This is a genomic window from Pseudomonas sp. Fl5BN2, from assembly GCF_009908205.1.
In the GTDB taxonomy this organism is placed as follows: domain Bacteria; phylum Pseudomonadota; class Gammaproteobacteria; order Pseudomonadales; family Pseudomonadaceae; genus Aquipseudomonas.
Genome location: NZ_JAAARL010000034.1, coordinates 39149 through 49015, shown reverse-complemented (window position 1 = coordinate 49015; position 9867 = coordinate 39149). Strand labels below are relative to the sequence as shown.

General features: G+C 65.4%; 9 protein-coding genes. 4 read left to right on the top strand and 5 right to left on the bottom strand.

Annotated elements, in window-relative coordinates; genetic code table 11:
* Positions 1-941: 941 nt before the first annotated feature.
* Entirely contained in the window at positions 942-1712 is a 771-nt protein-coding gene (locus tag GV819_RS30805; protein WP_434738447.1) for a quinoprotein dehydrogenase-associated SoxYZ-like carrier, read from the bottom strand.
* Positions 1712-2170 carry a cytochrome c-550 PedF gene (gene pedF, locus GV819_RS30800; protein WP_161759791.1) on the bottom strand — a complete coding sequence of 153 codons (459 nt, stop codon included), beginning with the start codon at positions 2168-2170 and terminating at the stop codon, positions 1712-1714. Before pedF ends, GV819_RS30805 begins: the two co-directional genes overlap by 1 nt.
* 253 nt (positions 2171-2423) lie before the next feature.
* On the opposite strand from pedF, the gene exaA reads away from it, so the two are divergent.
* Positions 2424-4316 carry a quinoprotein ethanol dehydrogenase gene (gene exaA, locus GV819_RS30795; protein WP_161759790.1) on the top strand — a complete coding sequence of 631 codons (1893 nt, stop codon included), beginning with the start codon at positions 2424-2426 and terminating at the stop codon, positions 4314-4316.
* A gap of 191 nt (positions 4317-4507) precedes the next feature.
* Positions 4508-5167, top strand: coding sequence for a pentapeptide repeat-containing protein (locus tag GV819_RS30790; RefSeq protein WP_161759789.1), 660 nt, complete (start codon positions 4508-4510; stop codon positions 5165-5167).
* Positions 5168-6279: 1112 nt separating this feature from the next.
* On the opposite strand, the gene GV819_RS30785 is transcribed toward GV819_RS30790, so the two are convergent.
* The 3 genes from GV819_RS30785 to GV819_RS33395 are packed head-to-tail and all read right to left on the bottom strand — an operon-like array spanning position 6280 to position 8296.
* The gene (locus GV819_RS30785; RefSeq protein WP_161759788.1) at positions 6280-6918 is read right to left on the bottom strand and encodes a response regulator transcription factor; all 639 of its coding nucleotides are present in this window, start codon (positions 6916-6918) and stop codon (positions 6280-6282) included.
* Entirely contained in the window at positions 6918-8171 is a 1254-nt protein-coding gene (locus tag GV819_RS30780; protein ID WP_161759787.1) for a sensor histidine kinase, read from the bottom strand. Before GV819_RS30780 ends, GV819_RS30785 begins: the two co-directional genes overlap by 1 nt.
* 2 nt (positions 8172-8173) lie before the next feature.
* Positions 8174-8296 carry a hypothetical protein gene (locus GV819_RS33395; protein ID WP_256667675.1) on the bottom strand — a complete coding sequence of 41 codons (123 nt, stop codon included), beginning with the start codon at positions 8294-8296 and terminating at the stop codon, positions 8174-8176.
* A gap of 288 nt (positions 8297-8584) precedes the next feature.
* On the opposite strand from GV819_RS33395, the gene GV819_RS30775 reads away from it, so the two are divergent.
* Together GV819_RS30775 and GV819_RS30770 are read left to right on the top strand one after the other, a co-directional pair.
* Entirely contained in the window at positions 8585-9127 is a 543-nt protein-coding gene (locus GV819_RS30775; RefSeq protein ID WP_161759786.1) for a PQQ-dependent catabolism-associated CXXCW motif protein, read from the top strand.
* Between the two features lie 39 nt (positions 9128-9166).
* Positions 9167-9832 (top strand): response regulator transcription factor, encoded by a 666-nt coding sequence (locus GV819_RS30770; RefSeq protein WP_161759785.1) that lies wholly within the window; start codon positions 9167-9169, stop codon positions 9830-9832.
* Positions 9833-9867 lie beyond the last annotated feature (35 nt).

The window sequence follows — 9867 nt, the reverse complement described above, 5'->3', positions numbered from 1 at the left end:
GAGATGTCTCGTGGGCTCGGAGATGTGTATAAGAGACAGGGGTACAGGTGGCTGACGCTGCGGATCAGTTCGTAGCGGGTCAGGCTGATGGCGGCAAAGCGCTCGGGAATCGGGGCGCGGATCAGTTCGGCCATGTCGTCGCCACGGGCCGCGCCGGCGCTCAGCAGTTGGTGCAGCCAGCCCAGGTAGTCGCGCATCTGGGCAAAGGGCGCCGCGCTGCTGGCCACCGGGCCGTGGCCGGGAACGATCAGGCGCCAGGGCAAGGCTTGCAGGCGCTGCAGGTCGTCGAGCCAGACTTCAAGCCCCGGGCTGTTGGGGGTGGTCAAGGCGCGCTGGTAGAACACCAGGTCGCCGGCGAACAGCACCCCGGTGCGTTCGTCGAAAATCGCCAGGTCGGCGCCGGTATGGCCGGCCAGCGCCAGCAGCCGCAGGCGGTGCCCGCCAATCTCCAGTACCCCGGGTTCCAGGGTCCGGTTGGGCAGCACCACCTCGGTGCCGCGCATCCAGTCGCCCACCAAGCGGTAGAGGTTTTCAGCCATGGCATCGCCCTGCTCGCGCAGCCGGTCGGTGGTGCCGGCCAGGGCCGCGATCGGCACGTCGCTGAAGGCCTGGTTGCCCAGCACATGGTCCGGGTGATGATGGGTCAGCAGCACCTGGACCAGCGGTTGCTCGGTGGTGGCGGCAATTGCCTGGCGCAGGGCTTGGCCGTAGCGTTTCGACGGCCCGGTGTCGATCACCAGCACTCCGGCGTCGGTGACGATGAACCCGGTGTTGACGATATTGCCGCCGTTGTCCCGGGAGAAATTCTCGGTGCCACCTTCCAGCAGCCAGGTGCCCTCGGCGATCTGCCGGGGCTTGAGGCGGTAGTCCAGTTCGGCCCAGGCCGGCAGGCTCAGGCTCAGACACAGCAGCAGTATCCAGCGCATGGCTTGCTCCTCGGCTCAGGGAATGGTCGCTTCGAACTGATTGCCGTTGTTGTCCCGCAACAGCAGGCGGGTCTGCCCGGGGGCCTGGATATCGAACCCCAGGTTGGGGTTCTCGCTGACCGCCGGGTACAGCTCAAGGCGCGCCAGCACGCGGTTGTCGGCGTCCAGCAGTTGCGCCTGGTTGAGAAAGAATTCGGGGATGCCGCCGAGCAGGCCGTTGTCCATCGGGTGCGACACCTGCAGGCGCAAACGGCTGGCGCTGCCCCGGGGATAACGCGCCCCCAGCACTTCGCCGACGTGATCTTCCCAGCCGGGCTGGCTGCGCACCAGGCTGGGGGCGGTGCAGCCACCGCCGGCGGCGTCGATCAGGGCCGAGCCGACGTGCCACAGGCCATCGCGGGTCAGCACCGCGGCGCGTAGCGGTGTGGCCTGTTCGATACGGATTCGGATCGACAGCCAGGGCTGCACCCCGGCCCCGGGCTCGAAATCGACGATCCGCGGCAACGGGTTGAGCTCGGCCCAGGCGAGGATCTTCACCACCTCGCCGGCCAAGGCCCGGGCGTCGATTTCCAGCGGCACCTGGCGCGCATCCTCGGCAAACGGCGGCGCCAGCAGCTTGACCCGTTCATCGAAGACGAAGGGTGCGTCCGCCAGGATCTGCCGCTGGTAGTAGGCCCACATCACCGACGGCACCGGGTCCGGGCCGGGCTCGATGCGGGCCGCAAAGGCCAGCGGCGACATCAGCAGCAGGCCACCCAGGTACAGCCGCCAGAGGCCCATGGCCATCACTCCTCGACGTGCACGCTGTCCAGGTAGGTGCGCACCGCCCACAGGGCTTCCTGGCTCAGGTAGTCGGCCATCTTCGGCATGTACACCCGGCCATCGCGCACCGCGCCGTGGCGCACCCGCTCGACAAACCACTCGTCCCCAGCGTCACCCACATCGAGCATGCGCAGGTCCGGGGCAATGCCGCCGGACTTGGCTTCCAGGCCATGGCAGGCGGCGCAGTTCTGGTTGTAGGCCGAAGCGCCGATTTCCACCGCCTTGTCCCGCTCGGGGCTGGTGCGGTACGGATTGACCGCGGCCCAGCCGTCGCCGTCCAGGGTCACGCCAGCGTCCTTGACCGGGGTCAGGCCCTTGGTCTCCACCGCCTGGGGCACTACGTTGCCGTGGGCCCATGCACCGCTGCTCAACAGGCCGGCCAGCAGCCCGGCGGCCAACCAGGCGTTGTGTTTTCTTATCATTGTCATGCCCTCAAGATTGCACGCGAGGCCTCTCGACAGAGGCCGTGGCGCCATCTTAGAAACAGCCCGCGGGGCAGCCGTATGCTGCTTTGGTGGCCGGGCCTTACTCCCTTGGTAGTAGGGCTTGTGGTGCGGGTCTAAATCAGGTGCCGGCTGGGAAATTTTCCCGGCAAGCGCGGGACTTTTTCCGTATCTCCAGGCCACGCCCCGGCACACCCTAGTCAGGACAAAACCTCCACTGGGAACTGCCACCATGAGAATAAGAACGCTACCCACCCTTGCCCCGCTGACCCTGGCCGTGCAGGCCTTTATGCTCGCCGGCAGCCTGTCCCTGAGCGCCGGTGCCAGTGCCGCCACCGCAGCCGCGCCGAGCACCCGCAACGTCACCTGGGAAGACATCGCCAACGACCACCTGACCACCAAGGACGTGCTGCAATACGGCATGGGCACCAACGCCCAGCGCTGGAGCCCGCTGGCCCAGGTCAACGACCAGAACGTGTTCAAGCTGACCCCGGCCTGGTCCTACTCCTTCGGCGACGAGAAGCAGCGCGGCCAGGAATCCCAGGCCATCGTCAGCGACGGCGTGGTCTACGTCACCGGTTCCTACTCGCGGGTGTTCGCCCTCGACGCCAAGACTGGCAAGCGCCTGTGGACCTACAACCACCGCCTGCCGGACAACATTCGCCCGTGCTGCGACGTGGTCAACCGCGGCGCGGCGATCTACGGCGACAAGATCTACTTCGGCACCCTCGATGCGCGCCTGATCGCCCTCGATAAAAACACCGGCAAAGTGGTGTGGAACAAGAAGTTCGGCGACCACAGCGCCGGCTACACCATGACCGGCGCCCCAGTGCTGATCAAAGACAAGACCAGCGGCAAGGTGCTGCTGATTCACGGCAGCTCCGGCGATGAGTTCGGCGTGGTCGGCCAACTGTTCGCCCGCGACCCGGACACCGGTGAAGAGGTGTGGATGCGGCCCTTCGTCGAAGGCCACATGGGCCGCCTGAACGGCAAGGACAGCACCCCCACCGGCGACGTCAAGGCGCCGTCCTGGCCCGACGACAAGACCACCGAAACCGGCAAGGTCGAGGCCTGGAGCCATGGCGGCGGCGCCCCTTGGCAGAGCGCCAGCTTCGATGCCGAGAGCAACACCATCATCGTCGGCGCCGGCAACCCGGGCCCGTGGAACACCTGGGCACGCACCTCGAAAGACGGCAACCCCCACGACTTCGACAGCCTGTACACCTCAGGCCAGGTCGGCGTCGACCCGAGCACCGGCGAAGTGAAGTGGTTCTACCAGCACACGCCGAACGATGCCTGGGACTTCTCCGGCAACAACGAACTGGTGCTGTTCGACTACAAGGGCAAGGACGGCAAAGTGGTCAAGGCCACCGGCCACGCCGACCGCAACGGCTTCTTCTACGTGGTGGACCGCAACAACGGCAAATTGCAGAACGCCTTCCCCTTCGTCGACAACATCACCTGGGCCAGCCACATCGACCTGAAGACCGGGCGCCCGGTGGAAAACGAAGGCCAGCGTCCGGCCAAGCCGCTGCCGGGTGAAACCAAGGGCAAGCCGGTGGAAGTCTCGCCGCCGTTCCTGGGGGGCAAGAACTGGAACCCCATGGCCTACAGCCAGGACACCGGGCTGTTCTACATCCCCGGCAACCAGTGGAAGGAGGAGTACTGGACCGAGGAAGTCAACTACAAGAAAGGCTCGGCCTACTTAGGCATGGGTTTCCGCATCAAGCGCATGTACGACGACCACGTCGGCACCCTGCGGGCCATGGACCCGAGCACCGGCAAGCTGGTGTGGGAGCACAAGGAACAGTTGCCGCTGTGGGCCGGGGTATTGGCGACCAAGGGCAACCTGGTGTTCACCGGCACCGGCGACGGCTTCTTCAAGGCCTTCGACGCCAAGACCGGCAAGGAGCTGTGGAAATTCCAGACCGGCAGCGGCATCGTCTCGCCGCCCATCACCTGGGAGCAGGATGGCGAGCAGTACATCGGCGTGACCGTGGGCTACGGCGGCGCGGTGCCGCTGTGGGGTGGCGACATGGCCGAGCTGACCAAGCCGGTGGCCCAGGGTGGCTCGTTCTGGGTATTCAAGATCCCGAGCTGGGATAACAAGAGCGCCCAGCGCTGACCGTCACCGTCCTGTCTGTGGCGAGGGAGCGTGCTCGGCTGTGTCGCGCAGCGCCCCCGAAGCCAGCCCCCGGGAGGTGCCAGACACACCCCGGGGCCGGGTTCTGGACGGCTGTGGCCCCAGGGCGCCGGTCGACCGGGAGCCCGCATTCTCGTCCCACCCGCCTTCACTCCAGCCTGGAGAACCGCACCATGAACTATCTGCCACTGGCCCTGCTGTTGATCCTCTCCCCGGCGCTCGCGGTGAACGTCGACGACGACGGCAACGACGTACCGCTGACCGTCAACGGCTGCGTGATTGCCGAATCCAGCCAGTGCCCCGGGGCCAACCTGCGGGGCGCCAACCTGGCCAACCAGGACCTGCGCAAGATGAACCTGGCCGGCGCCGACCTGCGTGATGCCGACCTGCGTCATGCCCAACTGGACCTGGCCAACCTGGAACAAGCCCGCCTGCAGGGCGCCAACCTGACCCGCGCCAGCCTGCAACAGAGCAACTTGCGGCTGGCGGATTTCAGCAACGCCAAACTGGTGGCGATCCAGGGCTGGGGGCTGTTTGCCCAGGGCGCGCAATTCGAAAAAGCCGACCTCAGCGCGGCCTACCTGCAGTTTGCCCGCTTGTCCGGGGCCAAGCTGCACCAGGCCAAGCTGCGGGCGGCGGACCTGGAGATGACCTGGTTGAGCAAGGCGGATCTGCAGGGGGCTGACCTGAGTGATGCCAATCTGCAGGAAGCGAAGTTTGGCGAGAGCAATCTGCAAGGGGCCGATCTGCGGGGGGCACGGCAGCATTATGGGAATTTTCAGGATGCCAATATGGAGGGGTGTTTGGGGTGTCCTCGGACGTGGGATAAGTAGGGGGGTGAGTGCATATCCGGTGTGGCGGGGGCGGCCACTTGTGGCGGAGGGATTGAGTGCATATCCGATGCAGCGGTAACCGCCACTTGCGGCTGAGGGATTGAGTACATATCCGATGCTGCGGTAGCAGCCACTTGTGGCTGAGAGAGTGAGTACATATCCGTTGCGGCGGTTACGGCGGCTGGCGGTTTCGCTCTTACAGCGACTCACTTTTGAACAGCGCAAAAGTAAGCAAAACGCTTTGCCCCTCCACTCGGTGCCTCGCCTAGGCTCGGCATGCCCTCACTCCGGCATTGATCCGTGGGCCGCCGCCACAGGCCATCCATGGCCTGGGGCGGCTAACCCGGCATCCCTGCCGGGTTACCCACGGCTCAATGCCTGCGTTCGGCCATCGTGTCTAAGGGGGCAGGCAGATCAAGATCAAAATCTGACGGCGGCCTTGCGGCCGGCCTGAAGATGAGGCCGTGTGTAACGCCCCGTAGGAGCTGGCTTGCCAGCGAAGGCGTCCGCCAGAACGATGCATGACTTGAGGGCCCCTTCGCCGGCAAGCCGGCTCCTACGAAGAGCGCGTAAACGCGCTTGGCTTTTTCTCTTGATCTTGATCTTCAGGCCCCTTCCCAGCAGGCCGAGCGCAGGCGTTGCGTAGGGGGCAGCTCGGCAAGGATGCCGAGCTAGCCGCCCCAGGCCATGGATGGCCTGTGGCGGCGTGCCCCCGGAGCAATGCCGGAGCGAGGGCACCCCGAGCCCCAGCGAGGGGCCGTATGGAGGGGCAAGCGTTTTTGCTTACTTTTTTGGCGTTTGAAAAAAGTGAGTCGCCGTAAGGGCGAAACCCTAAGTGGCCCTGACCGCAGCGATGGATATGTACTCAACCCCTCGCCGTAAAGGCGAAACCATAAGCCGCCCTGACCGCAGCAACGGATATGTGCTCAACCCCTCGCCGTAAAGGCAAAACCATAAGCCGCCCTGACCGCAGCAACGAATATGTACTCACCCCCTCGCCATAAAGGCGAAACCATCAGCCGCCCTGACCACAGCAACGGATATGCACTCAAAACCATAAACCGCCGTTACCGCAAAAATGGATATATACCCCACCCCCAAAAAAAACAAACTCACCCCGCCACCCTGACCACCCCCATATCAATCCCCAAATGCACCAACTCCCCATGGGAACTCACCTGCAACTTGCTCTTGAGCAAGGTCAGATAGTTCGACACCGTCTTGCCACTGATACACAACTGCTGCGCAATCACCCGTGCCGGTGTGCCCTTGGCCAGCATCACGAAAATCTCCATCTCGCGCTGGGTCATCCCCTGCAACCGCGGATCGCTCTCATCCCGCAACGGCGTGCACGCCAACTGCGTGGCCAACCCCTGTTCGATATACGCATGCCCGGCCAGAACCCGGTGCACCGCCTCGATCAGCACCTGGGGTGCCGAGCTCTTGGTCAGATACCCCGAAGCCCCCGCTTCCAAAGCCTGACGCACCAGGGGCAACTCATCGTGCATGCTGAAAAACAGCACCCGCAACTGCGGCAAACGCTGGCGCAAGCGCCGAGTGGTCTCCAAACCGCTGATGCCCGGCAAAGCAAAATCCATGATCACCAGTTGCGGCACCTCTTCCTGCACCCGGGCCAGGGCTTCTTCGCCATTGGCCGCTTCACGCACCTGCATGCTCGGCAACACCGCCTGCAGCAGGCTGGCGTAACCCTGACGGACCACCGCGTGATCATCCACCAACAAGATATTCATCAGGCCTCCAGGGGAATGTTCAGGGCCAGCGCCCAACCGGCGCCGGGGCGGTTGATGATGCGCAGTTCGCCGCCCAGGCTGCGGGCCCGCTCGGCCATGGAATGCAGGCCGACTCCGGCGCGGCGGGCCTGGGGCGCGCCGCGGCCGTTGTCGCGGATCAGCAGGCGCAGGCCCGGGCCGCGGCGTTGCAGGCGCACCCGCACCTGGCTGGCGCCGGCGTGCCGGGCGACATTGGTCAGGGCTTCCTGCAACAGGCGATAGAGGTGGGTCTTGCTCGCCCCCGGCAATGCCGGCAGGCGTTCGCCAACCCACAGCCGGCATTCAATCCCCTGGCGCGCTTGCCACTGTTGCACCAGCAGCCCCAGGGCTTCGGCCAGGGGCAGGTGGGCCAGCACCACCGGGTACAGGTCCTGGGTCATGGCGCGAAAGCCCTGTTGCAGGTGCTCGCAGTTGAGCTCCAGGGATTCGGCGGTCTTGGCCACCAGGGCCGGCTGGTCCACCACCAGGCGCAGCAGGCAGGCCTGGGCGCGGATGCCGGCCAGGTATTGGCCGAGGTCGTCGTGCAGGGTCTGCGCCAGGTGGTTGCGCTCTTGCTCCTGCACCGCCAGCAGGGTCTGGGTCAGTTGCTGGTTGTCGGCATGGGCCTGCTCCAGGGCGCTGGCCATGCGGTTGAAATGCTCGGCCAGTTGGCGGGTTTCCGGCAGCGCGGTGCTGCGCAGGCGCACCGCCATCTGGCCGTCGGAGACCTGGGCCAGGGCGTGCAGCACTTCATCAAGCCAGGCCCGGCCACGGCGCACCGCCCAGCCGATGCTCAGCAGGCAAAGCAGCAGCGCCAGCGCACACAGGCCGAGCCATTGCTGCAGGGCCTGGCGCACTTCCCCCAGCTCAGCGGCGGCATTCACCGCAATCAGCACGCGCCGGCCATCATTCAATTCCAGTAGCCGAGCACTCGGCCGGTTATCGCCGAGCAACAGGCGCCCCAGCCAGCCATCAGGCTCGGCGGCGAGCGGTGGCTGTTCACCGGGTGCCAGCCAGTGCACCCGCACATGCCGCAGGCTGCGGGTCAGTGCCGGTTGCAGGCTGGCGGGATGGCGTTCGGCGCTGTCCCCCAGGTACTGCACCAGGGCCTCGGCGGATTGCACTTCGCGCTCGACATCGTCCGCCGCCTGGCGCAGCAACAACCCGGCGCAGGCCAGGGTCAGCAGCGCGAAACAGGCGGTGACCCAGAGGTTGATCCGCCACAGGGCCGACATGCCTAGCGCCCCTGCGCCGCAGGCTGGCCCGCAACCGGTGCCGGCCGTGAGCCGTGCAAGCGATCGACGCCGATCAGGCTGAGGATCAGCAGCAACGGCAAGAGCAGCACTTTCAGGATGCGCATGGGAAGTCCTCCGGGTGGCCATGGCCGCTGCACCCATGCTAAGGCCCGCGCAAGAGTGCCGGCCTACTACCTTGGTACCGCTCTGCTCCTACTTTCTGCATACCCCCACCCGCTGCAGGCGCTGGCTGGCCAGGGAAGAGGCCCGCAAGCCCTGCCTCCCCCCAATGGCCCCTTCGCCGGCACGCCGGCGGCTACGACTTTGGTACTGCTTTTGCTGTCGATGGTCGCATTCCCAAGTGCCCCTGCCCTGGCATGTAATAGGCCCATAACAAAAAGGATAGAAGCCTTATGCCCCGCGCCCTGCAGACCCTGGCCCTGCTCTCCCTGAGCCTGACCCTGGGAATGGCCCACGCCGAGACCCCACTGTTTTCCGCCGAGGGCTATCGCACCAGCCTCTACCGCAGCCCGACGCCCACGCGGATCGAGGCCGCGCAGATCATCGACACCCCGGGCCTGCAAGCGCTGCTCCAGCAGCAGCCCAACCCCCTGCTGATCGACGTCTATCGCCGGCAATGGCTGCAAGGCCGCTTCATCGACAGCGAGCCCCACGCCAACCTCCCCGGCAGCCACTGGCTGGCCAATACCGGCGATGGCGAATTGAACCCCGAGTGGCAAGCCTATTTCACCGGCAACCTGCAACGGCTCAGCAACGCAGACCCGCAGCGGGCCCTGGTGTTCTACTGCCGCGCCGATTGCTGGCTGAGCTGGAACGCGGTAAAACGCGCGGCAGCTCTGGGCTATAAAAACATCTACTGGTACCGCGACGGCCTGGATGCCTGGGAGGCCGCCAGCCTGCCCGTGGTAGCGGCCCGGCCGGAAAGCTTTCCCTGAGCCTGCGCTCCCACAAACACAATAACGAGGTGAAAGGCCATGTATAGAATTCTGATAGCCGACGATCACCCACTGTTTCGCGAAGCCATCCACAACGTCATCAGCGACGGTTTCCCCGGCAGCGAGGTAATGGAAACCGCCGACCTGGACAGCGCCCTGGCCCTGACCCAGGAACACGACGACCTGGACCTGATACTGCTGGACCTGAACATGCCCGGCATGCACGGCCTCAACGGCCTGATCACCCTGCGCAACGAAGCGCCGACCATCCCCGTGGTGATCGTTTCCGCCGAGCAGGACAAACAGATCGTGCTCCAGGCCATCACCTACGGCGCCGTCGGCTTCATCACCAAATCCTCGCCGCGTTCACAGATGACCGAGGCCATCGAACAGATCCTCAACGGCAACGTGTACCTGCCGCCGGACATCATCCGCACCCAGAAAAGCCAGCCGGGGCGGCGCAACAGCGAGACCCCGAGCTTCCCCCCGGAACTGCTCCAGGCCCTGACCCGCAAACAGCTGCTGGTGCTGGAACGGATGACCAAGGGCGAGTCGAACAAACAGATCGCCTACACCCTGGACATTGCCGAAACCACGGTGAAGGCCCATGTCTCGGCGATTTTGCGCAAGCTCAATGTGCACAACCGAGTGCAGGCGATTCTGAGTGCTGGGGATATTGATTTCGGCGCGTACCTGCGCCGGTGAATTCAGGTGAGCGTGCAGCAGATCCTGTAGGAGCC